This window comes from Kitasatospora sp. NPDC042419 (assembly GCF_056437345.1).
The window spans coordinates 384,988-410,535 of record NZ_JBWKAW010000002.1 but is presented as its reverse complement, the minus strand read 5'-3'; the positions used below and the strand labels follow the sequence as shown (position 1 = coordinate 410,535).

The 25,548-nt window shown below is 74.3% G+C and carries 22 protein-coding genes; 4 read left to right on the top strand and 18 right to left on the bottom strand.

The features are described from left to right. Window positions 1–463 precede the first annotated feature (463 nt). From AC067J_RS05635 to ctaD, 4 genes are all read right to left on the bottom strand, one after another. Window positions 464–745: a hypothetical protein gene (locus tag AC067J_RS05635; protein ID WP_478296688.1), complete on the bottom strand. Its 282-nt coding sequence runs from the start codon at window positions 743–745 to the stop codon at window positions 464–466. A gap of 142 nt (window positions 746–887) precedes the next feature. Further along, window positions 888–1,841, bottom strand: a complete 954-nt coding sequence (locus tag AC067J_RS05630) for a M48 family metalloprotease (RefSeq protein ID WP_478296687.1) — start codon at window positions 1,839–1,841, stop codon at window positions 888–890. Window positions 1,842–1,857: 16 nt separating this feature from the next. After that, window positions 1,858–2,331: a BlaI/MecI/CopY family transcriptional regulator gene (locus AC067J_RS05625; RefSeq protein ID WP_478296686.1), complete on the bottom strand. Its 474-nt coding sequence runs from the start codon at window positions 2,329–2,331 to the stop codon at window positions 1,858–1,860. A 59-nt stretch (window positions 2,332–2,390) separates the two neighbouring features. Then, window positions 2,391–4,061, bottom strand: a complete 1,671-nt coding sequence (gene ctaD, locus AC067J_RS05620; RefSeq protein WP_478296940.1) for an aa3-type cytochrome oxidase subunit I — start codon at window positions 4,059–4,061, stop codon at window positions 2,391–2,393. A 257-nt stretch (window positions 4,062–4,318) separates the two neighbouring features. Here ctaD and AC067J_RS05615 point away from each other — a divergent pair, with 257 nt between their 5' ends. After that, window positions 4,319–4,789: a DUF7144 family membrane protein gene (locus AC067J_RS05615; protein ID WP_478296685.1), complete on the top strand. Its 471-nt coding sequence runs from the start codon at window positions 4,319–4,321 to the stop codon at window positions 4,787–4,789. Window positions 4,790–4,908: 119 nt separating this feature from the next. On the opposite strand, the gene AC067J_RS05610 is transcribed toward AC067J_RS05615, so the two are convergent. Beyond that, the gene (locus tag AC067J_RS05610; RefSeq protein ID WP_478296684.1) at window positions 4,909–5,913 is read right to left on the bottom strand and encodes a DMT family transporter; all 1,005 of its coding nucleotides are present in this window, start codon (window positions 5,911–5,913) and stop codon (window positions 4,909–4,911) included. On the opposite strand from AC067J_RS05610, the gene AC067J_RS05605 reads away from it, so the two are divergent. After that, window positions 5,912–7,384 (top strand): aminotransferase-like domain-containing protein, encoded by a 1,473-nt coding sequence (locus AC067J_RS05605; protein ID WP_478296683.1) that lies wholly within the window; start codon window positions 5,912–5,914, stop codon window positions 7,382–7,384. The genes AC067J_RS05610 and AC067J_RS05605 overlap by 2 nt on opposite strands. Before the next feature lie 129 nt (window positions 7,385–7,513). On the opposite strand, the gene htpX is transcribed toward AC067J_RS05605, so the two are convergent. The 11 genes from htpX to AC067J_RS05550 all read right to left on the bottom strand — a co-directional run bounded on the left by htpX (window position 7,514) and on the right by AC067J_RS05550 (window position 18,927). Beyond that, window positions 7,514–8,377 carry a zinc metalloprotease HtpX gene (gene htpX, locus AC067J_RS05600; protein WP_478296682.1) on the bottom strand — a complete coding sequence of 288 codons (864 nt, stop codon included), beginning with the start codon at window positions 8,375–8,377 and terminating at the stop codon, window positions 7,514–7,516. Between the two features lie 151 nt (window positions 8,378–8,528). Beyond that, a complete protein-coding gene (locus tag AC067J_RS05595) occupies window positions 8,529–10,190 on the bottom strand; it encodes an NADH-quinone oxidoreductase subunit N (protein ID WP_478296681.1) in 1,662 nt (553 codons plus the stop codon). 2 nt (window positions 10,191–10,192) lie between these two features. After that, window positions 10,193–11,749, bottom strand: coding sequence for a complex I subunit 4 family protein (locus AC067J_RS05590; RefSeq protein WP_478296680.1), 1,557 nt, complete (start codon window positions 11,747–11,749; stop codon window positions 10,193–10,195). 57 nt (window positions 11,750–11,806) lie between these two features. Continuing rightward, on the bottom strand, window positions 11,807–13,852 hold the full coding sequence (locus AC067J_RS05585; protein WP_478296679.1) for an NADH-quinone oxidoreductase subunit 5 family protein: 2,046 nt from the start codon (window positions 13,850–13,852) through the stop codon (window positions 11,807–11,809). Further along, window positions 13,849–14,226, bottom strand: a complete 378-nt coding sequence (gene nuoK, locus AC067J_RS05580; protein ID WP_478296678.1) for an NADH-quinone oxidoreductase subunit NuoK — start codon at window positions 14,224–14,226, stop codon at window positions 13,849–13,851. The genes AC067J_RS05585 and nuoK overlap by 4 nt, the downstream gene beginning before the upstream one ends. Further along, window positions 14,226–15,005: an NADH-quinone oxidoreductase subunit J family protein gene (locus AC067J_RS05575; RefSeq protein WP_478296677.1), complete on the bottom strand. Its 780-nt coding sequence runs from the start codon at window positions 15,003–15,005 to the stop codon at window positions 14,226–14,228. Before AC067J_RS05575 ends, nuoK begins: the two co-directional genes overlap by 1 nt. After that, window positions 15,002–15,559, bottom strand: a complete 558-nt coding sequence (locus AC067J_RS05570; RefSeq protein WP_478296676.1) for a NuoI/complex I 23 kDa subunit family protein — start codon at window positions 15,557–15,559, stop codon at window positions 15,002–15,004. The genes AC067J_RS05575 and AC067J_RS05570 overlap by 4 nt, the downstream gene beginning before the upstream one ends. Next, window positions 15,556–16,515: an NADH-quinone oxidoreductase subunit NuoH gene (nuoH, locus tag AC067J_RS05565; RefSeq protein ID WP_478296675.1), complete on the bottom strand. Its 960-nt coding sequence runs from the start codon at window positions 16,513–16,515 to the stop codon at window positions 15,556–15,558. Before nuoH ends, AC067J_RS05570 begins: the two co-directional genes overlap by 4 nt. After that, on the bottom strand, window positions 16,512–17,876 hold the full coding sequence (locus AC067J_RS05560) for an NADH-quinone oxidoreductase subunit C (protein ID WP_478296674.1): 1,365 nt from the start codon (window positions 17,874–17,876) through the stop codon (window positions 16,512–16,514). Before AC067J_RS05560 ends, nuoH begins: the two co-directional genes overlap by 4 nt. Further along, complete coding sequence (locus tag AC067J_RS05555) at window positions 17,873–18,520, bottom strand: NADH-quinone oxidoreductase subunit B (protein ID WP_478296673.1); 648 nt, start codon at window positions 18,518–18,520, stop codon at window positions 17,873–17,875. Before AC067J_RS05555 ends, AC067J_RS05560 begins: the two co-directional genes overlap by 4 nt. Next, window positions 18,511–18,927 (bottom strand): NADH-quinone oxidoreductase subunit A, encoded by a 417-nt coding sequence (locus AC067J_RS05550; protein WP_478296672.1) that lies wholly within the window; start codon window positions 18,925–18,927, stop codon window positions 18,511–18,513. The genes AC067J_RS05555 and AC067J_RS05550 overlap by 10 nt, the downstream gene beginning before the upstream one ends. Before the next feature lie 299 nt (window positions 18,928–19,226). Here AC067J_RS05550 and AC067J_RS05545 point away from each other — a divergent pair, with 299 nt between their 5' ends. Continuing rightward, window positions 19,227–20,450, top strand: coding sequence for a sensor histidine kinase (locus AC067J_RS05545; RefSeq protein ID WP_478296671.1), 1,224 nt, complete (start codon window positions 19,227–19,229; stop codon window positions 20,448–20,450). Between the two features lie 146 nt (window positions 20,451–20,596). Here the strand turns inward: AC067J_RS05545 and AC067J_RS05540 are convergent, their stop codons facing one another. Next, window positions 20,597–21,670: a S1C family serine protease gene (locus tag AC067J_RS05540; RefSeq protein WP_478296939.1), complete on the bottom strand. Its 1,074-nt coding sequence runs from the start codon at window positions 21,668–21,670 to the stop codon at window positions 20,597–20,599. Window positions 21,671–21,908: 238 nt separating this feature from the next. Here AC067J_RS05540 and galE point away from each other — a divergent pair, with 238 nt between their 5' ends. Continuing rightward, complete coding sequence (gene galE / locus AC067J_RS05535) at window positions 21,909–22,892, top strand: UDP-glucose 4-epimerase GalE (RefSeq protein ID WP_478296670.1); 984 nt, start codon at window positions 21,909–21,911, stop codon at window positions 22,890–22,892. A gap of 76 nt (window positions 22,893–22,968) precedes the next feature. Here the strand turns inward: galE and AC067J_RS05530 are convergent, their stop codons facing one another. Next, on the bottom strand, window positions 22,969–25,347 hold the full coding sequence (locus tag AC067J_RS05530; RefSeq protein WP_478296669.1) for an outer membrane protein assembly factor BamB family protein: 2,379 nt from the start codon (window positions 25,345–25,347) through the stop codon (window positions 22,969–22,971). Window positions 25,348–25,548: the final 201 nt, after the last annotated feature.

The window sequence follows — 25,548 nt, the reverse complement described above, 5'->3', positions numbered from 1 at the left end:
CACCCTGCCCCGGCGCGCCGACGAGAAGCAGGACTCCTGCAACAAGACCTTCGAAGTCGTCGCCCGCGAGGAGTACGGCTCGACGAGCACCACCTCGAAGTACTTCAACGAGTGGGCGGCGCAGGGAGTCTGGGCCGAACTGGACAAGGCGCTCGCGAAGGTGGAACGAGTGCCGCTGCCCGTGCTCGACCTGCTCCCGCCTATGCGGATCGAAGGCCGAGTCGATCCCCGCGTGATGCTGAGCGCCGAGGAACGGTCCCGAAGGGAATGGTGATGATCGGCACGCAGCAGATGATTCCCGCGATCACATAGCCGATCACCTTCATGGTTGGCACCCTCTCACGGCCGACGGTCAGCCCCTATGACCAGCCATTCCCGCTGTCGCCCGTGTCTACGCCGGCACGGAAAGCGCTCCGCTCCGCCCGGGCCGGCCCGGGCGGAGCGGAGCGCTGAGCGGCGGTGGTCAGTCCTCGGCGTGGCCGATGCCGGTGTCGGTGAAGGTGCCGGCGACGCCGTCCTCGCCGATGATCAGGAAGCCCTCGAAGAAGCTGGCACCGTCAGGGCCGAACTTGACGCTGGTGAGGTGCAGGGCACTGCCGTCCGGGCCGGACACGAACGAGCCCTTGTCGAAGTGGGCGACGGGCACGACCTCGCTGGCCGCCTCGGCGGAGGCGACGGTGGCGCCGCAGACGGCGAGCGGGAGGACGACGGCGGCGGCGGCGAGAATGCGGTGCATGGTGCGCATGGAAATGCCCTTTCGAGGCGTGGTTCTCGACCCGGTGGGAACACCGGCTGTCACCATTTCCACATGTACGCATACGAAGTGCTACCGCTGGAAGCCATCCGTGCCAGCTGGACCATCACTCTCCGTACCGGATGCGGCTCCGCTACAGCGGGGTGACCGCCTTCAGGACGAGCAGGAGGGCCACCGCCGCGTTGAGCGCGGAGAGGGCCGAGGCGGCGGTGCCGAGGGCCGCGACCAGGGCGGCGAGGCCGGCGGGCGTACGGGCGGGCGGCCAGTTGCGGGAGCTGGGGACGGGGCCGAGGAGGGCGGCGACCCGGCGGGGAACGGGCCCCGGGCCGGGGGCGGCGAAGGCGGGGAAGGCCGCGTAGGCGGGCGCCCGGTGCGAGGCGAGGGCGGCGCGGGCGACGGCTCGGGCGGTGACGCGGCGGTCGCCGACGGCCTGGGCGGACTCCTCGTCGGCCCAGCGCTCCGCGCTGAAGGCGACGGCGCGCTGGAGCGGACGCAGGAACGGGTTGACGCAGCCGGCCAGCTGGGTGGCCAGCAGGTGGCGGTGGTGCCGGTGGGCGAGGTGGGCGCGTTCGTGGGCGAGCAGGGCGGCGCGCTCGTCGTCGGCGAGGCCGGCGAGCATGCCGGTGGAGACCACCACGCGCCCGGGCGAACGGGCGGAGCCGGGCAGCGCGTACGCGTACGGGGCGGGGTCGGGGAGCAGCGCGACGTCGGAGGTGCCGGGCAGGGCGCGGCCGAGGGCGCGCCGGGCGCGGGTGCGGATCCGCAGGTGGCGGGTGATCGTCCGGGTCAGGGCGAGGAGGACGGCCGCGAGGACGAGGAGTGCCGCCGTGCCGACCGTCTCGTGGTACGGCAGGGCGGCCCGGACCTCCGGGTCGGACCAGCTGTCGGGCAGCGGGTTGCCGGGGATCTGCGCGGTGCCGACCACGCCGATCAGGCCGAGGCAGAGCGTGCTGCACAGCGCCATCACGATGCTGATCCCGGTCAGCAGGCGGGCGGCGCCGCGCGGGTGGAGGTGCTGCTCGGTGAGACGGGCGATCGGCAGCGCCGTCAGCGGCAGGATGAGCGGGAGGAAGACGAAGACGCCCACGGTGCGGTTCTCGGGCTCAGCTCTCGCGGTCGGACGCCGACGGGGCCTGCGCCGACGGGGTCCGCACCGACGGGGCCGGCGCCGACGCGTCGGGCGCGGCGGCGCTGTCGAGCAGTGTGCGCAGCAGCTCCTCGTCGTGCGGGAGCAGCGCGGTGACGAAGCTGGCGAGCACGGCGTCCCGGTCAGGCTCGCCGTCGAGGACGCGGCGCATCCGCAGGGCGGCGAGGCCGGCCGCGTCGGAGGCGGCCTGCCACAGGTAGGAGCGGCCGGAGCGGGTCCGGGAGACGGCGTTCTTGGCGTGCAGCCGGGAGAGGATGGTCATCACGGTGGTGTACGCGAGGTCGCCGTCGAGGCGTTCCTGCACCCATCCGGCCGTGGCCGGGCCGGGCGCCTGCTGGAGCACGGCCAGCACCTGCGCCTCCAGCTCGCCCTGGCCGCGCCGCCGGGCCCGCGGGTCCCCGGCCACCGGGGTGTTGGTGTCCTCTGCCATGCCGGCCATCCTAACGAGCAGGTAAAGGGCTCCGTGCTCGGTCCCGGTGTCGGGCCTGGTCAGGGCTGCCGCGGGCCCAGTGGTTCGCGGGCGTTCCACCGCCGGTCGAGTTCGGCGATGTCGGGGTGGTGCAGGTCGAAGGCGGGCGACTCCGAGCGGATCCGCGGCAGGGTGGCGAAGTTGTGCCGGGGCGGCGGGCAGGAGGTGGCCCACTCCAGGGAGCGGCCGTACCCCCAGGGGTCGTCCGCGGTCACCCGCTGCCCGTACCGGGCGGTGCGCCAGACGTTGTAGAGGAACGGCAGGGTGGAGATCCCGAGCAGGAAGGACCCGATGCTGGAGACGGTGTTGAGCGTGGTGAAGCCGTCGGAGGCGAGGTAGTCGGCGTAGCGGCGGGGCATGCCCTCGGCGCCGAGCCAGTGCTGGACGAGGAAGGTGGCGTGGAAGCCGGTGAAGAGGGTCCAGAAGTGGATCCGTCCGAGCCGTTCGTCGAGCATCCGTCCGGTGAACTTGGGCCACCAGAAGTGGAAGCCGGCGAACATCGCGAAGACCACCGTCCCGAAGACCACGTAGTGGAAGTGGGCGACGACGAAGTACGAGTCGGAGACGTGGAAGTCGATCGGCGGGGCGGCCAGCAGCACACCGGTCAGCCCGCCGAACAGGAAGGTGACCAGGAATCCGACCGTCCAGAGCATCGGTGCCTCGAAGCTCAGCGAGCCCCGCCACATGGTGCCGATCCAGTTGAAGAACTTCACGCCGGTGGGCACGGCGATCAGCATCGTCATGATCGAGAAGAACGGCAGCAGCACCTGCCCGGTGACGAACATGTGGTGCGCCCAGACCGTGATCGACAGGCCGGTGATGGCGACGGTGGCCGCGATCAGGCCGGTGTAGCCGAAGACCGGTTTGCGGCTGAAGACCGGGATGATCTCGGTGATGATGCCGAAGAACGGCAGCGCGATGATGTAGACCTCCGGATGCCCGAAGAACCAGAACAGGTGCTGCCAGAGCATCGCCCCGCCGTCGGCCGCGTCGAAGGCGTGCGAGCCGAACCGCCGGTCCGACTCCAGGCAGAGCAGCGCGGCCGCCAGCACCGGGAAGGCGAAGAGCACCAGCACGGCGGTGAGCAGGGTGTTCCAGACGAAGATCGGCATCCGGAACATCGTCATGCCGGGCGCCCGGAAGCAGACGATCGTGGTGACGAAGTTGACCGAGCCGAGGATGGTGCCGAAGCCGGAGAAGGCCAGGCCCATGATCCACAGGTCGGCGCCGAGGCCGGGGCTGCGTTCGGCGCTGTTCAGCGGCGCGTAGGCGAACCAGCCGAAGTCGGCCGCGCCGTCCGGGGTGAGGAAGCCGAAGAGGGCGATCAGCGAGCCGAAGAGGTAGAGCCAGTAGGCGAGCGCGTTCAGCCGGGGGAAGGCGACGTCGGGGGCGCCGATCTGCAGCGGCATGATCCAGTTGGCGAAGCCGGCGAACAGCGGGGTCGCGAACATCAGCAGCATGAGCGTGCCGTGCATGGTGAAGAGCTGGTTGAACTGCTCGTTGGAGAGCAGTTGGAGCCCGGGTCTGGCCAGCTCGATCCGCATCAGCATCGCCATCAGGCCGCCGAGCAGGAAGAACACGAACGACGTGGCGATGTAGAGGGTGCCGATCCGCTTGTGGTCGGTGGTGGTCAGCCAGCTCACCAGGGCCCGGCCGCGCCGGCGGCGGGAGGCCGCGCGCCAGTGGTCCAGGCGCGGGGTCCGGGTCGGGCGTGGGGCCTGCTCCACGTCGTCCTTCGGCAGCAGGGTCACTCGGCGTGCCTTCCGTCTCCGGGCAGTGGTCCGACAACCAGTACCGGCCCGCCGTCCGGGGCCGCCGGGGGCGCGCGGCGCGAGTCACCCGAACAGGCGCGTCCGGTTGCCCGGCACCGGCCGGGGGTGGACGGTCGAAGTCCGCACGCCTCTCCGAACACCTGTCCGGCCCCGGCGTCCGGTCCTGGAGGAACCCCATGAGCACCGCGTCGACCCCTCCCGATCAGCCCCCTCCCTGGCGCTCCGGCACCGGCGCGCCACCGCCACCGGCCTCGTCCAACCGGTTCAGTGACTGGGCACCCGGCCTGGTGATCTTCGCCGGTGTCCTGATGCTCCTGAACGGCACCATGGAGGTGCTGCGCGGGATCATGGCGGTCAGCGAGGACGAGGTCTTCCTGAGCTCCGCCCGGTACGTGTTCCGGTTCGACCTCACCGGCTGGGGCTGGATCCACATCGTCGTCGGCGCGCTGGTCGCGGTGGTCGGCGCCTTCGTCCTCAAGGGCGCCGCCTGGGCCCGCTACGCCGGTGTCTTCCTCACCGCGCTGAGCGCCCTCGACAGCTTCCTGGCGATGCCGTACTACCCGTTCTGGTCGATCATCGTGATCGCGCTGGACGTCTTCATCATCTGGGCGCTCTGCGTCTACCGGCCGGAGGACGCCGCCTACTGAGCCCGGGGGCGGCCGCCCGGGCCCGGGCCGAGGGCGTCTTTGCAAAGTCCCGGCGCGACTTTGCAAAGACCCCCGAGCACCGGCCCGGGCGGCCCGGTCTCACGTCCGGGCCCGCTGTCTCACGTCCGGGCCCGCTGGGTGACCGCGATGCAGAGCAGCACCACCACGGCCGTCACCGGCGCCGCCGCCGGGAGTTCCTCGCCGAGCAGCAGCACCGACCAGACCAGCGTCAGCAGCGGCTGCGCCAGCTGGAGCTGACTGGCCCGCGGCACGCCGATCTCCGCCATCCCCCGGTACCAGAGCACGAACCCGCCGAACTGCGAGACCGCGGCCGTGTACGCCAGCCCGGTCACCGCCTTCGCGCCGAGCTCGACCGGCTCCGCGGGCAGCGCCAGCGCCGTGATCAGTCCGGTGACCGGCAGCGCCGCGACCACCGCCCAGCCGATCACCTGCCAGCCGGGCAGCTCGCGGGAGATCCGCCCGCCCTCCGCGTACCCGGCGGCGCAGACCAGCAGCGCCGCGAACAGGTAGAGGTCCGCGACGCTCGGCCGCCCGTGGCTCTGCACCAGCGTGAAGCCGAGCACCGCCGCGGCGCCGGCCAGCGCCGCGTACCAGAAGGTCCGGGACGGGCGGCCGGTCGCGCCGGTGCCCGCCCCGCCCGACCGCCCCGGTCGCCCTGCCCGGCCCGTCCGCAGCGCCGCGACCGTCGCGGTGGCCAGCGGCAGCACGCCGATGACCACCGCCGAGTGCGCGGTCGAGGAGGTCTGCAGCGCCAGGGTGGTGAGCAGCGGGAAGCCGAGCACGCAGCCCGCCGAGACCACCAGCAGGCCGGGCCAGTGCCGCCGGTCGGGCAGCGGGACGCGCGCGGCGGCGAGGCAGAGCGCGGCGAGCAGGCCGGCCAACAGGCCGCGCAGCCCGGTCGACGTCCACGGGCCGAAGCCGGTCAGCGCCCAGGAGGTGGCGGGAAAGCTGAACGAGAAGGAGAGGACTCCGAGCGCCGCCAGCACGGTGCCCGTGGCACCCCCGGTGGGGGCGGCGGCGAGGGCGCGCGGGGCGCCGGAGGGGTTCGTCGCGGGCTTCGCTGCTATCGCCGACGGACGGGTAGCGCTATCTTGTGCCTTCATGAACGAGCGTAGCAGTGTGGCCGAACTCGCCGACAGTCTGCGCCGGGAGGTGGAGCGCTACCCGGACGGGCGGAAGCTGCCGTCGAGCCGGGTGCTGATGGAGCGGCACCAGGTGAGCCCCGGGACGGTCTCCCGGGCGATCGCCGTGCTGGCGGCGGAGGGCCTCGTGGTCTCCCGGCCCGGCGCCGGCGTGTTCCGGACGGCCGCGGCGGCCGCGACCGCCGCGCCCCACGGAGCTGCCCCGCCGCACGCCGCCCCGCGCGCCCGCCCCGGCGACCTGTCCTGGCAGGAGGTCGCGCTGAGCGCCGAGGCCGGCCCGCGCGACCTCGGCGCCGGGCCGATGTTCGGCATCCTGAACGTGCCGCCGCCCGACGTGCTCGACCTCAACGGCGGCTACCCGAACGCGTCGTTCCAGCCCGAACGGCTGCTCGCCGCCGCACTGGCCCGGGCCGGACGCCGACCGGGCGCCTGGGACCGTCCACCGGTGGACGGGCTCACCGAACTGCGCTCCTGGTTCGCCCGGGACATCGGCGGCACCGGCGGGCCGCTCGGGGCGGGCGACGTCCTGATCACGGCCGGCGGCCAGAGCGCCCTCACCATCGCCCTGCGCTCCCTGGCCGCCCCGGGCGCCCCCGTGCTGGTCGAGTCCCCGACCTATCCGGGCGCCCTCGCGGTGGCCCGCGCCGCCGGACTGCGGCCGGTCCCCGTCCCGGTGGACGGGGACGGCGTGCGCACCGACCTGCTCGCCGCCGCCTTCGACGCCACCCGGGCCCGGGTCTTCTTCTGCCAGCCGCTGTTCCAGAACCCGACCGGCGCGGTGCTCTCCCCCGAGCGCCGCGCCGAGGTGCTGCGGATCGCCCGGACGGCCGGCGCCTTCGTCATCGAGGACGACTTCGCCCGCCGCCTGGCCCACGCCGACGCGCCCGCGCTGCCGCGCCCGCTGGCCGCCGACGACCCGGACGGCGTCGTGGTCCACCTCAGCTCGCTCACCAAGGCCACCTCGCCGAACCTGCGGATCGGCGCGCTCGCCGCACGCGGCCCGGCCCTGCAGCGGCTGCGCGCCACCCAGGTGGTGGACAGCTTCTTCGTGCCCCGGCCGCTCCAGGAGGCGGCCCTGGAGCTGGTCGCCGATCCGGGCTGGGCCCGCCACCTGCGCACGCTCGGCGCCGAACTGCGGGACCGCCGGCGGGCCGCGGTGGCGGCGCTGCGCCACGAGCTGCCGGGGCTGCTGGGCGCGCACCGGCCCGGCGGGTACCACCTCTGGCTGCGGCTCCCCGACGGCACCGACGAGACGGTGCTCACCGCGGCCGCCCTGCGGGCCGGCGTGCTGGTCACCCCGGGCCGCCCGTACCACCCCGCCGAGCCCCCGGCGCCGCACCTACGGCTCAGCTACGCGGCCGCGGACAGCCCGGCCATGGTGACGGAGGGCGTGCGGCGGCTCCGGCGGGCGTACGAGGAGACGGCCGGCTGAGGGCGCCCCGCCGACCCCGCCGGCCGCCCGCCGGGGTCGGCGGAAGGCGCCGGCCCCGCCCGGCACCGGGCGGCCCCCGGCGGTCCCGGGCGCCACCGGACAGCACTGGACAGCACCGGGCGGCCCCGGTCAGTCCCGGCGGCCGGCCATCCGCTCCAGGCGGGCGATCCGCTCGGCCATCGGCGGGTGGGTGGAGAACAGCTTCGCCCCGGCCTCGCCCGGGCGGAACGGGCTGGCGATCATCATGTGGCTGGCGGTCTGGATCTGCGGCTCGGGGGGCAGCGGCAGCTGCCGGGTGCCGACCTCCAGCTTCCGCAGCGCGCCGGCCAGGGCGAGCGGGTCGCCGGTGATCCGGGCACCGTCGGCGTCGGCCTGGTACTCCCGGGAGCGGCTGACGGCCAGCTGGATCAGCGAGGCGGCCAGCGGGCCGAGGATCATGATCGCGAGCACCCCGAACAGACCCGGGCCGTCGTCGTCGTCGCTGCGGCCGAACGGGATCAGCCAGGCGAAGTTGACCAGGAACATCACCACCGAGGCGAGCGCCCCGGCCACCGAGGAGATCAGGATGTCCCGGTTGTAGACGTGGCTCAGCTCGTGCCCGAGCACGCCGCGCAGCTCCCGCTCGTCGAGCAGCTGCAGGATGCCGTCGGTGCAGCAGACCGCCGCGTTGCGCGGGTTGCGGCCGGTGGCGAAGGCGTTCGGCGCCGGGGTCGGCGAGATGTAGAGCCGGGGCATCGGCTGGCGGGCCGAGGTGGAGAGCTCCCGGACGATCCGGTACAGCTGCGGCGCCTCGATCTCGCTCACCGGGCGGGCCCGCATGGCCCGCAGCGCGAGTCTGTCGCTGTTCCAGTACGCGTAGGCGTTGGTGCCGACGGCGACCAGCAGGGCGATCACGAGGCCCGTGCGGCCGAAGAAGCTGCCGATCACGAGGATCAGCGCCGAGAGGCCGCCGAGCAGTGCGGCGGTCCTCAGTCCGTTGTGCCGGCGGTGCACGGCTGGCCCTCCAATGGCGCGTGGGGAAGCCCTTCCTGCCTCGTCCCTCTTGCCCGGTCAACGGGTGGGGCACGGGGCCTTGTTCCCTTGTGACCAGCGCGACACCCGACCGGAGGACCAGCTCAGACGCGCCGGGGCCGCCCCACCCGCCTCAGAACAGCGTGCCGCCGACCACCTGGAGCACCAGTTGCGGGGCCACCGACAGCACCACGGCCGCCGAGGCGGTGAGCCCCAGGGTGGCCGTCAGCGTGACCGGCAGGCGCCGCTCGGGAGCGGCGGCCCGCGCCTCGCCGGCGGCCTCCGCCGGGGCGAACAGCCGCGCCGTCCAGAGCAGGTAGTAGTACAGGGCGACGACCACGTTGACGGCCATCACCGCGGCCAGCCAGCCCAGCCCGGCGTCGACCGCGGCGCGGAACACCACCACCTTGCCGAAGAGGCCGATCACGCCCGGCGGCAGCCCGGCCAGGCAGAGCAGGAAGAAGGCCAGCGCCAGCGCCGTCCAGCGGCGGCGTGCGAACAGGCCGCGGAAGTCGTCGACGCTGGTCCCGGCCCGGCGGCCGACCGCCGCCACCACGCCGAAGGCGCCCAGGTTGACCACGCCGTAGATCAGCGCGTACGCGGCGGTGGCGCCCAGCGGGTCGGTCGCGGTGGGCGCGTACCCGGCGGCGGCCAGCGGCACCAGCAGGTAGCCGGCCTGGCCGACCGAGGACCAGGCGAGCAGCCGCACCGCGCTGAACCGGGTGTCGAACCGCTGCCGCAGCGCGCCGACGTTGCCGACCGTCATCGTGACGGCCGCCAGCACCGCCAGCACCAGGCCCCAGGTGTGCGCGTACGGGCGGAAGGCGATCGTGGTGACCAGTGCCAGCCCGGCGAGGCCGGCCGCCTTGCCGACCACCGAGAGGTAGCCGGCGACCGGGAGCGGGGCGCCGGTGTAGGTGTCGGGCACCCAGAAGTGGAACGGCACGGCCGCGACCTTGAAGGCGAAGCCGGCCAGGGTCAGCACCGCGCCGGCCTCCGCCAGCGGCCTGAGCTGCGCGGGCGCGTGCTCCAGGCCGGTGGCGACGGCGCCCAGGTGCAGGCTGCCGCTCGCCGCGTAGACGAAGCCGACGCCGAGCAGCATCACGGCGGTCGCGGTGACGGAGGAGAGGAAGAACTTGAGCGCCGCCTCGGCCCCCCGGCCGTCCCGGCGGAGCGCGACCAGCGCGAAGGCCGGCAGCGAGGCCACCTCCAGGGCGATCACCAGGGTGGCGAGGTCGCGGGAGGCGGGCAGCAGGGCGGCGCCGGCGGCGCTGGAGAGCAGCAGGAACCAGTACTCGCCGCCGGGCAGCTTCTCGTCCTCCACGGTGTGCGCGGAGAGCAGGGCGGCGATCAGCGCGCCGCCGAGCGCGAGCAGCTGGAAGACCAGGGCGAAGTGGTCGGCGACGTACGAGCAGCCCGCGTTGTCGGTGGCGCCTGTTACGTTCTGCGCACAGAAGGTCGCCCGGGGTGATCCCCCGACGAGTGGGAGGAGTGCGATGAGTGCCAGGGCGAGTCCGCCGGCGGTGAGCCGGCCGAGCAGCCGCTTGTGGCGCTCGGGCAGGAAGAGGTCGGTGACCAGCACGGCGAGGGCGGCCAGCGCGGCGATCAGCGGGGGCGCGATCGCCACCCAGTCCACGGACTGGATCAGGCTGCCCGGGTTGGCTACGGCGAGGGAGGTCACAGTGGGCTGCCCCGTGGAGTGAGGTCCGAGTGCGGTGCCGGTCGCGGCGCCGAGCTGTCTGCCCGTGCCGAGCTGCGTGCTGAGGAGCTGGGCGCTCAGCTGGGTGCCGAGCATGGTCAGCCACCCCCGAGGAGGAGCTTGACGGCGGGTTCGGAGAGGCCGAGCAGGAGCGCGGGCCAGAGACCGGCCAGCAGGGTGAGGGCGACCAGCGGCGTCCAGCTGACGGCCTCGTACGGGCGCAGGTCCGCGAGCTCGGCCACCGGGGCGGGCTGTTTCGGGTCCCCCATGCAGACCCGCCTGACCACGATCAGCAGGTACGCGGCGGTGAGGAGGGTGCCGAGGCCGGCCAGGACCATGTAGGTGACGAAGGCGGGGCGCGAGAGGCCCTCGGCCGGGTCGAACGCGCCGAACATCGCGAGCAGCTCGCCCCAGAAGCCCGCCAGCCCGGGCAGGCCGAGGCTGGCGACGGCCGCGAAGGCGAGCAGGGCGCCGATCCGCGGCGCCCGTCCGTACAGGGCGGCGCCGGTGGTGCCGGCCAGGGTGTCGAGGTCCGCGGTGCCGTAGCGGTCCTTGATCGCACCGACCAGGAAGAACAGCAGACCGGTGATCAGGCCGTGGGCGATGTTGGCGAACAGCGCGCCGTTGACGCCCACCGGGGTGAGGGAGGCGATGCCCAGCAGCACGAAGCCCATGTGGCCGACGGAGGAGTAGGCGATCAGGCGCTTGAGGTCGCCCTTGGCGCCCGGCCGCGCCAGCGCGAGACAGGCCAGCGAGCCGTAGACGATGCCGACGGCGGCGAACGCGCCCAGGTAGGGGGCGAGCGTCGCGGCGCCGTCGGGGACGACCGGGAGGAGGACGCGGACCAGGCCGTACGTACCCATCTTCAGCAGCACGCCGGCGAGCAGCACGGAGCCGACGGTCGGGGCCGAGGTGTGCGCGTCCGGGAGCCAGCTGTGCAGCGGCCAGGCCGGGGCCTTGACCGCGAGCCCGACCATGATCGCCAGCGCGGCGATCACCTGGGTGGAGTGACTCAGGCCCGAGCCGTGGGCGGCGGCCAGCGCCTGCATGTCGAAGGTGCCGGCCTTGCCGCCGACCAGCAGGAAGCCCAGCAGCATCACGGCCGAGCCGAGCAGCGTGTACAGGATGAACCGGTTGGCGGCCGGCACCTTGGCCCCGCTGCCCCAGCGGGCGATCAGGAAGTACATCGGGATCAGCACGATCTCGAAGGCCAGGAAGAAGAGCAGGAGGTCCAGCACCGCGAAGGTGGCCAGCATGCCCACTTCGAGGAGGAGGAACAGCCCCGCGAAGGACCGGGCCGACGGCACGCCCTCGCCGGACGGCAGCCGCCGCTCCGAGTACAGCGCGCAGAGGAAGGTGAGCAGCGAGGTCAGGACGATCAGCGGGAGCGAGACGCCGTCCACGCCGAGGTGGAACCGCACGCCGATGGCCGGGATCCAGGCCACGTCGGTGGTGGCCTGCATCCGGGCGGGTTCGTCGTGGTCGAAGCCCGCCGCCAGGACGACGGTGAGCAGCAGGACGGCGCCGGTCAGCACGGTGGTGAAGCGCAGCGCGCGCCGGTCGGCGACGGCCGCGTCGGCGCCGAACACCGGCGCCAGGGTGAGCGCGGCGCCGAGCAGCGGCAGGGCCAGGAGGGCGATGAGGACCGCGTTCATCGGGGGCTCCTACGGGCTGCGGTCGACGGGGTGGAACGGATCGGCTGGTTCATCCGGCTACACCGCCACCAGGACGGCCAGCAGGACGACTCCGGCGAGCAGCGCGCTGAGGTAGGTCTGCGCGTTGCCGGTCTGCGCGAGCCGGACGGCCCGGCCGAGCAGGTTGGCGCCGACCCCGCTGCCGCGCACGTACGTCTCCACGACCTCGCGGTCGAGGAAGCGGACCAGCTGCGCCGCGGCCGCGACCGGGCGGACGAACAGCGTGCTGTAGAGCCGGTCGACGCCGAAGCCGTGCCGGGCCGGGCCGAACAGCGGGCCGAGCAGGGCGCGTCCGGGGTCGGCGACGATCACCTCGGCGGCCGGGGCCCCGGCCTGATCGGGCACCCGGCCCGCCTCCGCGGGGGCGGGCTGCCCGGCGACGAGCCGGGCGGTGGCGGAGCGCCAGGCGCCGTACGCCAGCAGGATGCCGACCACGGCGAGGCCGGTGGCGGTGACGGCGGTGACGGCCGAGGGCCGCAGCGAGCCGCCGTCCAGCAGTGCGGGCAGCCAGTCGGAGCGCAGTCCGGTGATGCCGAAGGCGACGGTCGGGACGGCCAGCACCCAGAGCGGCCAGCGCATCGCGGGCGGCTCGGCGGTGGCCGGGTCGGCCTCGTCCACCTCGGGCGAGTACGGCGCGCCGGTCTCGTGGTCGAGGGGTGCCGCGGCGGGTGCGGCCCCGCCCGGGGCGCCGGCGGCGGCCGGGCTGTGGAACGCGACCAGGAACAGCCGGGTCGCGTACGCGGCCGTGAGCAGCGCGGTGACCCCGGCCGAGATCAGCACGATCCACCCGGCCGCCTGGGGCACGGCCGAGGCCGGTCCGACGCCGTTGGTCAGCGCCTCGCCGTTGGCGGCGTGCTCGGCGGCGGTCAGCACCGCCTCCTTGCTGAAGAAGCCGGAGAACGGGGGCAGGCCGACCAGGGCCACCAGGGCGATGCCCATCGTCCAGTAGGCGTCCGGGACGCGCTTGCGCAGGCCGGGCATCCGGGACATGACGGAGATCGAGTTGGTGTGCGCGGCGTGGATCACCACACCGGCGGCGAGGAAGAGCAGTGCCTTGAACGCGCCGTGGCTGACCAGGTGGAAGACGGACGCCTCGCGGTCGCCGCTGGCCAGCGCGCCGGCCATGTAGCCGAGCTGGCCGACGGTCGAGTAGGCGAGCACCCGCTTGAGGTCGTCCTGGGCGAGCGCGCAGAGTGCCGAGCCGATCATCGTCACGGCGGCCATCACCGCGAGCACGACCAGGGCCGCGCCGGAGAGCAGGAAGACCGGCAGCAGCCGGGCGACCAGGTAGATGCCGGCCGCGACCATGGTGGCGGCGTGGATCAGCGCGGAGACCGGGGTCGGGCCGGCCATCGCGTCCGGGAGCCAGGTGTGCAGCGGGAACTGCGCGCTCTTCCCGGCCACGCCGGCGAGCAGCAGCAGGGCGACCAGCGTCGGGTGGCCGAGCTGCCCGTCGGTGGCGGCCCGCAGCACGTCCTGGATCCGGAAGCTCCCGGCGTCGGCGCCGAGCAGGAAGATGCCGAACAGGAACGGCACGTCGCCGAGCTTGGTGACCAGGAAGGCCTTGAGCGACGCCGAGCGGGCGTCCTCGGTCTCCCAGTGGTGGCCGATCAGGAAGTACGAGCAGATGCCCATGACCTCCCAGCCGACCAGCAGCACGATCAGGTCGCCGGAGTAGACGACCAGGAACATCGCCGCCGTGAAGAGCGAGACCAGCGCCGCGTAGGAGGGGTAGCGCGGGTCGTCCTTGAGGTAGGCGGTCGAGTAGACCTGCACACAGGTGGCGACCAGGCCGACCAGCACGGAGATCAGCGAGCTGTAGCCGTCCAGGTAGAACGCGAGCGCGATGTCCGGGCCGCCGGTCGGGGTGAGCCGGGTGGCGGCGTCCAGCACCTGGCCGCTGCCGAGCTGGATCGCGACGACCAGGGCGAGTACGGCCGAGACGGCGACCGGCACGATCGCCAGCGGCCGGGCCAGGCCCGGGGCGCGCTTGCCGACGGCCAGGGTGGCGGCCGCGCCGAGCGCGGGCAGGGCGGGGACGAGGGCGGGCAGGGCGAGGTTCATGCGGCGGCCTGGCCCTTCAGCGCCTCGGCTCCGACCGGCGCCTCCCCGGCGTCGGTGGTGGACTCGGCCGGGTCGCCGAGTGCGGTGACCTTGTCGATGTCCGCGGTGCCCCGGGCCCGGAACAGCAGCAGGACGATGGCGAGCCCGAGTCCGATCTCGGCGGCGGCGATGGTGATGGTGAACAGGGTCAGCGCCTGGCCGGCGTGCAGCGAGTCGCGCAGCCAGACGTCGAAGGCGACGAGGTTGAGGTTGACGGCGTTGAGCATCAGCTCGACGGACATCAGCACCAGGATGACGTTGCGCCGGGCGAGCACGCCGTACACGCCGACGCTGAACAGCAGCATCGCGAGGACGGCGGGGTAGGCGAGGTGCATCAGCCCTCCTGCTCGGGGGTGGTCGGAGCGGGGGCGGCACCGTCGGTGTCCCCGGCAGCGGCACCGTCGGTGTCCCCGGCAGCGGCCTCGGCAGTGCCCTCGGCGGCGACGGCGGCCGGGACGGCCGGAGCGGCCTTCGGCGCGGTCGCGGCGACCGTCCCGTTGGACCCGACCGGCTTGCCGGCCCGGATGCGTCCGGCCCGCGGCACCGGCACCCGCCGGCCGCTGCCGCGCGACAGCACGATCGCGCCGACCAGCGCGGCCAGCAGCAGCACCGAGAGCGCCTCGAACGGCAGCACCCACGTCCGGAACAGGCTCGCGCCGGTCACCGCCGCCGAGCCGCCGCCCGCGCCGAGGTCGATCCAGGACGTCCGGAAGGCGTCCACGACCAGCGTCACCAGGGTGCCGGCCGAGGCCAGCGCCACCACCAGGGCGACCCACCGGTTGCCCGAGTCGGCGTCCGGTGAGCGCCCGATCGGCGCCTTGGTGAGCATCAGCCCGAACAGCACCAGCACGACCACCGAGCCCAGGTAGATCAGCACCTGGACCCAGGCGATGAACTCGGCGGTGAGCAGCAGGAACTCCACCGCCAGCCCGCCGAGCGCGGCCACCAGCCAGAGCGCGGCGTGCACCAGCTGCTTGGTGGTGACGGCGACCACGGCCGAGCCGAGCACCGCGATGCCGACCAGCAGGAAGACGACCTCCACCCCGGTCGGGGAGAGGAAGGAGCGGGCGGCCGGGTCCAGCGATCCGGTCGCGGCGAGCAGGGCGGCGCTCACTGTGCCTCACCCCCCTGGTCGAGAGCCGCGGCAGCGGCGGCGGCCAGCTTGTCCGCGGCCTTCCGCGCGGTGGCGATCTCCTTGGGCTCCTCGGCCGCCGGGTCCAGCGCGGGCGGCACCGGTACGGTCCACATCCACTCGCGGAGCCGGTCCCGCTCGTGGGTGAGCTCCAGGATGTCCGTCTCCGCGTACTCGAACTCGGGCGACCAGAACAGCGCGTCGAACGGGCACACCTCGATGCAGATCCCGCAGTACATGCAGAGCGAGAAGTCGATGGCGAACCGGTCCAGCACGTTGCGGGTGCGGGCGCGGGCGTTCGGGTCGGCGGCCGGCAGCGTCTCCTTGTGGGAGTCGATGTAGATGCACCAGTCCGGGCACTCGCGGGCGCAGAGCATGCAGACCGTGCAGTTCTCCTCCAGCAGCGCGATCACGCCGCGCGACCGCGGCGGGAGGGCGGGCTGCACCTCGGGGTACTGCGCGGTGACGCTCTTCTTCGTCATCGTCCGCAGGGTGACGGCCAGGCCCTTGGCCAGGCCGGCGCCGGGGAAGCTCATGAGATCGCCACCTTGATGATGCCGGTGAGGGCGAGCTGGACGAGGGCGAGCGGGATCAGCACCGTCCACGCGAAGCGCATCAGCTGGTCCTCGCGGAGCCGGGGGTAGGTGACCCGCAGCCAGATCACCACGAAGGCCAGCGCGAAGGTCTTCAGGATGGTCCACAGCCAGCCGAGCTGGTCCGGCAGCGGGCCGTGCCAGCCGCCCAGGAAGAGCACCGCGGTGAGCCCGGAGACGACCAGGATGCCCACGTACTCGGAGAGCAGGAACAGCGCGAAGCGCAGACCGGTGTACTCGGTGTACGCGCCGAAGATGATCTCCGAGTCGGCGATCGGCATGTCGAACGGCGGGCGCTGCAGCTCGGCCAGGCCGGCCGTGAAGAAGACGAACGCGCCGATGATCTGCCACGGGATCCAGTACCACTCCCAGGCGTCCAGGATCCCCGGCAGCGAGAGCGTCCCGGCCGCCATCGCGACCGAGGCCGCGGCGAGCACCATCGGCAGCTCGTAGGACATCAGCTGCGCGGCCGTCCGCAGACCGCCGAGCAGCGAGAACTTGTTGGCCGAGGCCCAGCCGGCCATCAGCTTGCCGATCACGCCGACGCCCATGACGGCCAGGACGAAGAACAGTCCGGCGTCCACCGCCTGGCCGACGAAGCCGTCCGGGCCGACCGGGATCGCGAGCAGCACGAAGAGGTACGGCAGCAGCGAGACGGCGGGCGCCATCTGGAAGATCCGCCGGTCCGCACCGGCCGGGACGATGTCCTCCTTCTGCGCGAACTTGACCCCGTCCGCGACCAGCTGCGCCCAGCCGTGGAAGCCGCCGGCGTACATCGGGCCGAGGCGGCCCTGCATGTGCGCCATCACCTTGTGCTCGGTCTGGCCGATGAGCAGGGGGAAGGTGAGGAAGACGACCAGCGTGGCGACGCAGCGCAGCACCGTGTCGAGCAGGTTCACGCGCTGTCTCCGTCCTGGCCGGCCGGCTCGGCCGGCGTCGCGCCCTCGTCGCCGTCGTCGCTCTTCCCGCTCGGCCCGCCCGGAGCACCCGCCCCGGGCTTCCCCTCGGCGGGCTCGGCGGCCGCAGGCTCGGCGGCCCCGGCTGCGGGCTCGGCGGAGTCGACAGGCTCGGCGGCCGCGGGCTTCGCAGCCCCGGCGGCGGCCTCGGTGGCCGCAGGCTTGGCGGCGGCCTCGGCGGCCTTCGCGGGCTCTGCGGGCTCGGCTACGGCCCCGGCGGGCTCGTCGTGGGCCGGCACCGGGTTGTGCCAGGGCGCGTCGGCGGACCGGGTCCGCGCGGGCGCCGGGCGTCCGGGCTTCTCCGTACCCGCGGCCCCGGGAGCGGGCTTGGCGGCAGCCCCCGCGGCGGCGTCGGCCCCCGCGTCGGCCGCCTGGCTCACCGAGCCGTCCGAAACCGACCGGACCCGGCGCGGCCGGTCCGCCCGCACCGGCGGCGCGGCCGCCTCGGCGGCGGGACCGGCGGGACCGGCGGGACCGGCGCCCTCGGCCGGCCCGGTCGGCTCCGCCGCCTGGCTGACCGAACCGTCGCCGACCGTCCTGGTCCGCCGCGGCCGGTCCGCCCGTACGGCGGCCCCGCCCTCGGCGCCCGCTGCGGCACCCGCTCCGGCGGCTGCGCCGGCACCGGCCGCCGCGCCCCGGGCAGCGGCCCCAGCGGCCCCGGCAGCCCCGGCGGCACGCGGGGTCCGGGCCGCGCCCGCCGCCCGAGCGGCCCGCGCGGGCCGTTCGGCGACCGGCGGCAGGGTGCCCTTGAGCGGCCCCCACTCGTTCGGGTCCGGCACACCGGCCGGCTGCATCTTGCGCCGCGCCGGCCCGTCGCCGTGGTCGGACTCGCCCGGCTCCTTGGCCCCGGGCCAGGCCTTGGCGACCCGGGCCGCGAGCACGAACTCCTTGCGCAGCGGGTACCCCTCGAAGCCGTCCGGCAGCAGCAGGGTGGCCGGGTACGGGTGGCCGGGGAAGTCGATGCCGAACATCTCGTGCGTCTCGCGCTCGTGCCAGGCGGCGCCGGCGTAGACGGACACGGCGGTCGGCAGCGCGGCCTTGTCGCGCGGCACCCGGGTGCGCAGCGCCAGGTGGCGGACGCCGGGGGCGTCGACGGCGGCGAGGTGGGCCACCACCGAGAAGCCCTCGGCCAGCTCGTCGACGGCGCTCAGCCAGTCGAAGAAGCCGAGGCCCAGCGTGTCGCGGGCGGCGGTGAGCGCCTCGATCCAGTGCTCGGCCGGGACGTCGACGGTGATCAGCCCGTACGCCTCGGCGCCGGTCGCCCACTCCCCGACCGACGCCGCGTAGTGCTCGGCCGTGGTCATGAGGCCCCTCCCTCGGCGGTGCCGGGACCGGCCACCAGCGGGCGGCGGAGTGCGGCGGCGGGTGCGGCGTAGCGGCCGGGCAGCGACTCCGCGGCGATCTTCTCCTGCAGCTTGAGGATGCCCTGGAGCAGCGCCTCGGGGCGGGGCGGGCAGCCGGGCACGTAGACGTCGACCGGGATGATCTGGTCGACGCCCTTGGTGACGGAGTAGGAGTCCCAGTAGGGGCCGCCGGAGTTGGAGCAGGCGCCGAAGGAGATGACGTACTTCGGCTCGGGCATCTGCTCGTAGAGGCGCTTGACGGCGGGGGCCATCTTGTCGGTCACGGTCCCCGAGACGATCATCAGATCGGCCTGTCGGGGGCCGGGCGCGAAGGGGATGACGCCCATCCTGATGAAGTCGTGCTTGGCCATCGACGCGGCGATGAACTCGATCGCGCAGCAGGCCAGGCCGAAGTTGAAGCACCAGAGGCTGTAGCGCCGTCCCCAGTTGAGGACGACCTTGACCGGGTCCGGCGCGAGCCTGGCCAGCGGGCCGATGCCGCTCCGCTCGACGGCGGCGCCGGGGCGCGACGGGTCGGGCACGCCCAGCGGAACCGGACCGCCGGAGGCGCCGTGCCCGTGCGGGTGGGTGTGCGTCACGTCCATTCCAGAACGCCCTTCTTCCAGGCGTAGAGCAGTCCGACCGCGAGGAAGCCGATGAAGACGAACATCTCGATCAGCGTCCCGGCGCCGTACCCGGCGGAGGCGAACACGGTCGCCCACGGGAACAGGTAGATCGCGTCGACCGCGAAGATCACGTACAGGAAGGCGTAGACGTAGTAGCGGATCTGGGTGTGCGCCCAGTCCTCCCCCACCGGGTCCACGCCGCACTCGTAGGCGAGGAGTTTCTCGGGCGAGTACACCACCGGCCGCAGCAGGCGGTTCGCGGTGAAGGCCACCACGACGAAGAGCACGCCGACGACGGCGAGCAGGCCCATCGCGGCGTACGCGTCGAAGTAGCCGCTGCCGGCCGCCGGGTCGGCCGCGGCGACGGCCACCTGCTGCCCCTCCATGCCCTCGCCTCCACATCGGCCGTGGGAACCGCCCTCCGGGGCAGTTCATACGACGTCTCTTTACACGCTCATAACCATCGCCAAAGCGTGAGTCTAAGTGCACTGCACAGGTACCCCGCACCCTGCCCGATCCGCAAGACGGCCGGTGGACACCCGGTGGACGCCCGGCGTCGCGGCGCCTGCCGCGCCGGGGTGGGGATAACCCCCGTCCGGGAAGACGTATCACCCCCATGGCACCGCGCGCCCCCGACCGGCGAAGCTTGGACCACAAGCTCGACCGACAGGGACGGTAGACCGAGATGAAGCCATTGCACCGCCGGACCGCGGACGCCACGAAGGAGCAGGACGTGCCTGCGGACCGCGCCCCGCTGTACGGCGCGCGGATGTGGCGGCAGGTCGGGCAGTTGCTGCTGAACCTGCCGATCGGCATCGCGGGGTTCGTCTTCACGATCGTGACGCTCTCCGTCGGCCTGGGGCTGTCGATCACCGTGATCGGTCTGCCGCTGCTCGCGGCCGGTCTGGCCGGCTGCCGGGCCATGGGCGGGTTCGCCCGCCGCCGGGCCCGTTCGCTGTACGGCTCCGGGGTGCACGAGCCGGAGCCGGTCCAGCACCGCCGCCCGGGCGTCACCGGCTTCGCGATCGCCCGGCTGACCGACGCGCTCGCCTGGCGCTCGGCCCTCTACTACGTGCTGATGCTGCCCTGGGGCATCCTCAGCTTCACCGTAACCCTGGTCTGCGTCCTGGTCGGCTGGCCGGCGCTGCCGTGGGTGGTCCGCTTCGAGTCGGCGGTGGACCGGATGCTGGTGGAGACCCTGCTCTATCCGGGGGCGCTGTCCGAGCGGGTCCGCGAGCTGGAGGACGACCGCGGCACCGTGGTCGACACCGCCGCCGCCGACCTGCGCCGGATCGAGCGCGACCTGCACGACGGCGCCCAGGCCCGCCTGGTGGCGCTGGCGATGGACCTCGGCATGGCGAAGGAGCGGCTGCAGGAGACCGAGACGCCGGAGGACGTGGCCGCCGCCGCCAGGATGGTCGGCAACGCGCACGGCGAGGTGAAGATCGCCCTCCAGGAGCTGCGCGACCTGGCCCGCGGCATCCACCCGGCGGTGCTCACCGACCGCGGCCTGGACGCCGCGCTCTCCTCGGTGGCGGCCCGCTGCACGGTGCCCGAGGGGGTCAAGGTGCACGTCGACCTGAAGGGCCGGGAGGCCGCGGCCGAGCGGCCGGACTCGGCGGTCGAGGGCATCGCGTACTTCACCGTCAGCGAGCTGCTGACCAACATCTCCAAGCACTCCGGCGCCCGCTCCGCGACGGTGGACGTCTGGCGGGCCGGCGACCAGCTGATGGTGCTGGTCCAGGACAACGGCAAGGGCGGCGCCGCCCCCTACCCGGGCAGCGGCCTGGCCGGCCTGGCCGAGCGGATCCAGGCGGTGGACGGCGTCTTCCTGGTCGAGAGCCCGCACGGCGGCCCGACCACGGTGACGATCGAGCTGCCCTGGCGGACCCGGGCCGCCCGCCGCTGAGCCGGCCCCTCCGGCCGGCACGCACCGGGGCCCCGTCGCGGACAGGCGACGGGGCCCCGGTGGCGTTGGTGCCCGGGCGGCGGCCGGTCCGCGGACCCTTGCGCGGCGTGCGGGCCGGCGGCCGCCCGGGGGCTCGGGAGGGTGCCCTACGGGGTCTCCAGGGTGCCGAGGGTGACCTCGGCGGTCCCGCTCCGGCCGTCGCGGGCGTAGGTGACGGTGACCTTGCCGCCCGGGGCGAGTGAGGCCAGTGCGGTGGTGAGCGAGTTCAGCGAGGTGACCTGGGTGTCGCCGATCTTCGTGATCACGTCCCCCGGCTGGAGTCCCGCGGAGGCGGCCGGCCCGCCGGGCGCGACGGCCACCACGACGGCGCCCGCCGGGCGGAAGTCCTGGTCGAAGTAGGTCCGGGCGGTGATGCCCAGCGCGGCCCGGCCGGAGTTGGTGACCTTGCCGTCCTTGATCAGCTGGTCGGCGATGCCGGTCACGGTGGAGGCCGGGATGGCGAAGCCGATGCCGGGCGCGGCGGCCCCGTTGGTCTCCGGTTCGGTGGCGGCGAGGGTGTTGATGCCGATCACCCGGCCGTCCAGGTTGACCAGCGCGCCGCCGCTGTTGCCGGGGTTGATCGCGGCCGAGGTCTGCACCATGTTGCCGATGGTGGCGCCGGGTGAGCCGCCGGTGGTGGGTTCGGAGACGGTCCGGCCGGTGGCCGAGACGATGCCCTGGGTGACGCTGCTGGAGAGCCCGAGCGGGCTGCCCATGGCGAGGGTGATCTGGCCCAGCTCGACCTTGGTGGAGTCCTCGAAGGCGGCCGGCCTGAGGCCGGCCGGCGGGCTGCTCAGCCTGATCACCGCGAGGTCGGAGTCCGGGTAGCCGGCGACCAGGGTGGCGTCCAGCGGCTTGCTGCTGTTGGCCAGCGTGACGGTGAAGGCGGTGGCCGAGCCGACCACGTGGGCGTTGGTGACGATGTCGCCCTTGTCGTCGTAGACGATCCCGGAGCCGAGGCCGGTGGCGGTGGTGATCTGCACCACCGAGGGCAGCACGTCCCTGATCACGCGCTGGTAGGCGTCCTGGAGCTGGTTGGGGCCGCCCGGCTGGCCGGCCGTGGAGGACGCCGGGCCGGCGGCGGCCGAGGAGGTCCCGGGGGAGGCCGGGGACGAGGACGGCGAGGAGGACGACGAGGAGGACGAACCGCTGCTGCACCCGGCCAGCGCCAGGGCGGCCAGGACGGCGACGGCGCCCGGCGCGGTCGGGCGGCCGCCGAACGCCTTCGGCCCGGTCGGCCGGGGTCCGGCCGGGAACGGACGGGTGGGTTCCTTCTTGCGGTTCACGGGACGGCCTCCGGCTTCCTCGGCACGGACACGGCGCAGAGATCTTTGTCAGCATTTCACCGAAATGTCCGAATCCCCTGCTCCGACTCGCCCGCGGCACCGGGCCGAAATCCGCACGCCCTAGGATTCGCCCATGACTTGGTTGATCACCGGCGGCGCCGGATACATCGGCGGGCACGTCGTGCAGCAGCTCCTCGACGCGGGCGAGCGCGTGGCCGTCCTGGACGACCTCAGCACCGGTGACCGGGCCCGGCTGCCGCAGGAGGTGGCCCTCGTCGAGGGCTCGACGCTGGACCGGGCGGCACTGGACGCGGCCATCCGCGAGCACGGGGTGACGGGCGTCCTGCACTTCGCCGCCAAGAAGCAGGTCGGCGAGTCCGTCGAGCAGCCGTTCCTCTACTACCGCGAGAACATGATCGGTCTGCAGACCGTGCTGGAGGCCGCGGCCGAGGGCGGCGTCAAGCGCTTCCTCTTCTCGTCCTCCGCCGCCGTCTACGGCATGCCCGACGTCGACCTGGTCACCGAGTCCACCCCCTGCGCGCCGATGAGCCCGTACGGCGAGACGAAGCTGGCCGGCGAGTGGCTGGTCGCCGCCGCCGGCAAGGCCCACGGCATGTCCACCGTGGCGCTGCGCTACTTCAACGTGGCCGGCGCCGCCTCGCCGGAGCTCTCCGACGCGGGCGTCTTCAACCTGATCCCGATGGTCTTCGAGCGGCTCACCGCCGGCCGGGCCCCGCGGGTCTTCGGCGACGACTACCCGACCGCCGACGGCACCTGCGTGCGCGACTTCATCCACGTCTCGGACATCGCCTCCGCCCACGTGGCCGCCGCGAAGCGGCTGGCCGCCGACCCGGCCGGGGAAACCTCGCTGGTCCTCAACATCGGCCGCGGCGAGGGCGTCAGCGTCCGCGAGATGCTGGACGTCGTCGGCAAGGTCACCGGCTACGACACCACCCCGGAGATCACCCCGCGCCGTGCGGGCGACCCGGCCCGGGTGGTGGCCTCGGCCGACCTGATCCGGCGCGAGCTCGGCTGGACCGCCCGGCACGGCGTCGAGGAGATGGTGGCCTCCGCCTGGGAGGGCTGGTGCAGCCGCCACCCGGAGGCCCGGAAGTAACCGGACGGGCCCGCGGCGGGCGGGGGCCGGAGCCTCCGTCCGCCGCGGGCCCCCGGGCGCACCCGCCCGCCCCGCGTCAGTGCGAGGGCACCGCCGTCCCGTAGAACGCGTCCAGCGCGTAGACGCAGCGGTCCTTGGAGCCGACGAACACCTTGCCGCCGACCGCCACCGGGGAGCCGGTCAGCTCGCCCTTGGTCCCCAGCTCCCAGCGCAGCCGGCCGCTGGCGAGGTCCAGGGTGTGCAGCGAGTGGTCCCGGCTGCCGAGGTGGACCAGCCCGTCGGCGACCGCCGGGGAGCCGACGATCTCGCCCCGGGCCGTGTACCGCCAGCGCTCCCGCCCGGTGGCCGCCTCGAAGGCGTACAGCACCTCGCCGTTGCCGACCAGCGCCATGCCGTCCCCGACCACCACCGGCTCGGCGCCCTGCCGGCTACCGGTGGCCGCCCGCCAGCGGTCCCGGCCGGTGGCCGCGTCCAGCGCGTACACCGTGCCCAGGTAGTCGGCGACGTAGACCGCGTCAGCGTCCAGCGCGGGCGGCGTGAACAGCACCGCCGAGGCCTCGAACCGCCACCGCTCGGCGCCGGTCGCCGCGTCCAGCGCGTAGACCCGGGTGCCGGCCGTCACGTACAGCACCCCGGCGCGCTCGGCCGGGCGGGACGGCACGTCCTCGCCGACCGGGACCGACCAGCGCAGGCCCGCGCCGCGCGGGTCGACGCAGCGCAGCCGGCCTCCGCCGTAGTAGTAGGCGGCGCCCGCCACCAGGGCCGGTCCGGACTGCGGATTCTCGTAGTCCTGCTGGGCGTCGTCGGCACGCCACAGCTCGGCGCCGTCGACCGCCGAGCGCAACTGCACGCCGCCGCCCCGGATGCCGCAGCAGAGCACGCCGTCGGCGGCGTCCAGCGAGTACACCCAGCCGTCCAGCGAGTGCCGCCAGCGCTCGGCGCCGTCCCCGACGTCCACCGTGAACAGGTGGGGGCCGTCGGCGGCGTGCACCCGGCCGGCGTCCACGGCGAGCGCCCAGGCGACGTCACGGGTCTTGTAGCGGCGCTGCCCGGAGGCGATGTCCAGGGCGTGCACCTCGAAGCTGGAGACGAACAGGGTGCCGCCGGCGACCACCGGGGTGCCCCAGACGTCGTTGGACATCCGGAACCGCCAGGGGCGCCAGCGGGCCGCCCGGGCCGGGGGCGGGGTGATCCGGCGGACCCAGTCGGTCTCGGCCGGCGCCGCGCCCGAGCCGGCCTGCTCGGCGCGCGGCCCGGGCCCTATCCGGACCGAGGCGCCGGACAGCCGCACCTCGACGGCGCTCTCCTCGGCGACCGGCGCGCGGTGGCGCCGCGGCGCGGCCAGCTTCTCGGTGGCGGGCTCCGGGTCGGGGCCGAGCGGCGTGGTGTGCACCGGCCCGGCCGGGAGCGGGGCGTGCCGCCCCCCGGGCCCGGTCCGCGGGTCGTCCTGACCGGGGCGCTGCGGCGGCACCTGCTGGTGCGGGTGCGGCACCGGCTGCGCGTGCGGCTGCGGCACGACGGGCGGCTGCACGGGGGCCGCCGGGGCGGCGACCGGCACGGCCTGCCGCCCGCGCCGCTTGTGCTCGATCAGGGCCAGCGCGTTGGGCGGCAGCCAGTCCCCGGCCTCGCCCGAGGCGTCGTCCCGGGAGAACAGGTGCGGGGCCAGTTCGGCCTGGATCTGCTCCGGGGTCGGCCGGTGCTCGGGGGCGGGCCGCATGCAGGCCCGGACCAGGTCGACCAGCTCGACCGGCAGGCCGGAGAGGTCGGGCTGCTCGCGCAGCAGCTGGAACACCGTCTCGACCGGGTTGGCACCCCGGTACGGCGGGTGCCCGGTGGCGCAGAAGACCAGCAGCGAGCCGAGCGAGAAGACGTCGCTGGCGCCGGTGACGCCCCGGCTGTCCCGGGCCTGCTCGGGCGACATGTACGCCGGGGTGCCGACCGCCACGTTGGTCATGGTGAGCCGGGTGCTGGAGACGCCGGCGGCGATGCCGAAGTCGATCACCCGGGGGCCGTCCTCGACGACCAGCACGTTGGAGGGCTTGAGGTCGCGGTGGACCAGCCCGGCCGCGTGGATCGACTGCAGCGCCTCGGCGATGCCCGCGACCAGCCAGCGCACCGCCCCCGCCGGCAGCGGCCCGCACTCGGTGACCAGGTCCTCCAGGGAGGGCGCCGGCACGTACGCGGTGGCCAGCCAGGGCACCCGGGCGTCGGCGTCCGCGTCGACCACGGCCGCGGTGTAGAAACCGCCGACCGTCTTGGCGGCCGCGATCTCCCGGGCGAAGCGGACCCGGAACAGCTCGTCCTCGGCCAGTTCCCCCCGGACCGTCTTGATCGCCACCCGTCGGCCGGACGCGGAGCGCGCCAGGTAGACCAGGCCCATTCCGCCCGCGCCGAGCCGCCCCAGCACCTCGAAGGGCCCGATCCGCCTCGGATCGTGCGCCGTCAGCTGGTCCACCCGCTGCCACCTCCCCGTTTTCCGCACCGCCCGCGTGGTGCCGGACACCCGCCGCGTGGTGCCGGACCCGATTCTCCAATGCCGCCGGGTGCATCTCCAACCTCCCCCGCCCACGGGCGTCCAGCGCCCGACGGTGCGTCCACTGCCCGGCCGGTGCCGCGGGAACGGCCGAATTCTGACGTCGGCTCCGGCGGCGGCTTG

Excerpts from the sequence above, each read along its gene's own strand:
- AC067J_RS05605 (WP_478296683.1), top strand. The coding sequence starts at position 5,912 with ATGAACGAGCGTAGCAGTGTGGCCGAACTCGCCGACAGTCTGCGCCGG.
- AC067J_RS05610 (WP_478296684.1), bottom strand. The coding sequence starts at position 5,913 with ATGAAGGCACAAGATAGCGCTACCCGTCCGTCGGCGATAGCAGCGAAG.
- galE (WP_478296670.1), top strand. The coding sequence starts at position 21,909 with ATGACTTGGTTGATCACCGGCGGCGCCGGATACATCGGCGGGCACGTC.
- AC067J_RS05590 (WP_478296680.1), bottom strand. The coding sequence starts at position 11,749 with ATGAACGCGGTCCTCATCGCCCTCCTGGCCCTGCCGCTGCTCGGCGCC.
- AC067J_RS05560 (WP_478296674.1), bottom strand. The coding sequence starts at position 17,876 with ATGACCACGGCCGAGCACTACGCGGCGTCGGTCGGGGAGTGGGCGACC.
- AC067J_RS05555 (WP_478296673.1), bottom strand. The coding sequence starts at position 18,520 with ATGGACGTGACGCACACCCACCCGCACGGGCACGGCGCCTCCGGCGGT.
- AC067J_RS05585 (WP_478296679.1), bottom strand. The coding sequence starts at position 13,852 with ATGAACCTCGCCCTGCCCGCCCTCGTCCCCGCCCTGCCCGCGCTCGGC.
- AC067J_RS05625 (WP_478296686.1), bottom strand. The coding sequence starts at position 2,331 with ATGGCAGAGGACACCAACACCCCGGTGGCCGGGGACCCGCGGGCCCGG.
- AC067J_RS05570 (WP_478296676.1), bottom strand. The coding sequence starts at position 15,559 with ATGAGCTTCCCCGGCGCCGGCCTGGCCAAGGGCCTGGCCGTCACCCTG.
- AC067J_RS05615 (WP_478296685.1), top strand. The coding sequence starts at position 4,319 with ATGAGCACCGCGTCGACCCCTCCCGATCAGCCCCCTCCCTGGCGCTCC.
- AC067J_RS05545 (WP_478296671.1), top strand. The coding sequence starts at position 19,227 with ATGAAGCCATTGCACCGCCGGACCGCGGACGCCACGAAGGAGCAGGAC.
- AC067J_RS05595 (WP_478296681.1), bottom strand. The coding sequence starts at position 10,190 with ATGCTCGGCACCCAGCTGAGCGCCCAGCTCCTCAGCACGCAGCTCGGC.
- nuoK (WP_478296678.1), bottom strand. The coding sequence starts at position 14,226 with ATGCACCTCGCCTACCCCGCCGTCCTCGCGATGCTGCTGTTCAGCGTC.
- AC067J_RS05550 (WP_478296672.1), bottom strand. The coding sequence starts at position 18,927 with ATGGAGGGGCAGCAGGTGGCCGTCGCCGCGGCCGACCCGGCGGCCGGC.
- AC067J_RS05635 (WP_478296688.1), bottom strand. The coding sequence starts at position 745 with ATGCGCACCATGCACCGCATTCTCGCCGCCGCCGCCGTCGTCCTCCCG.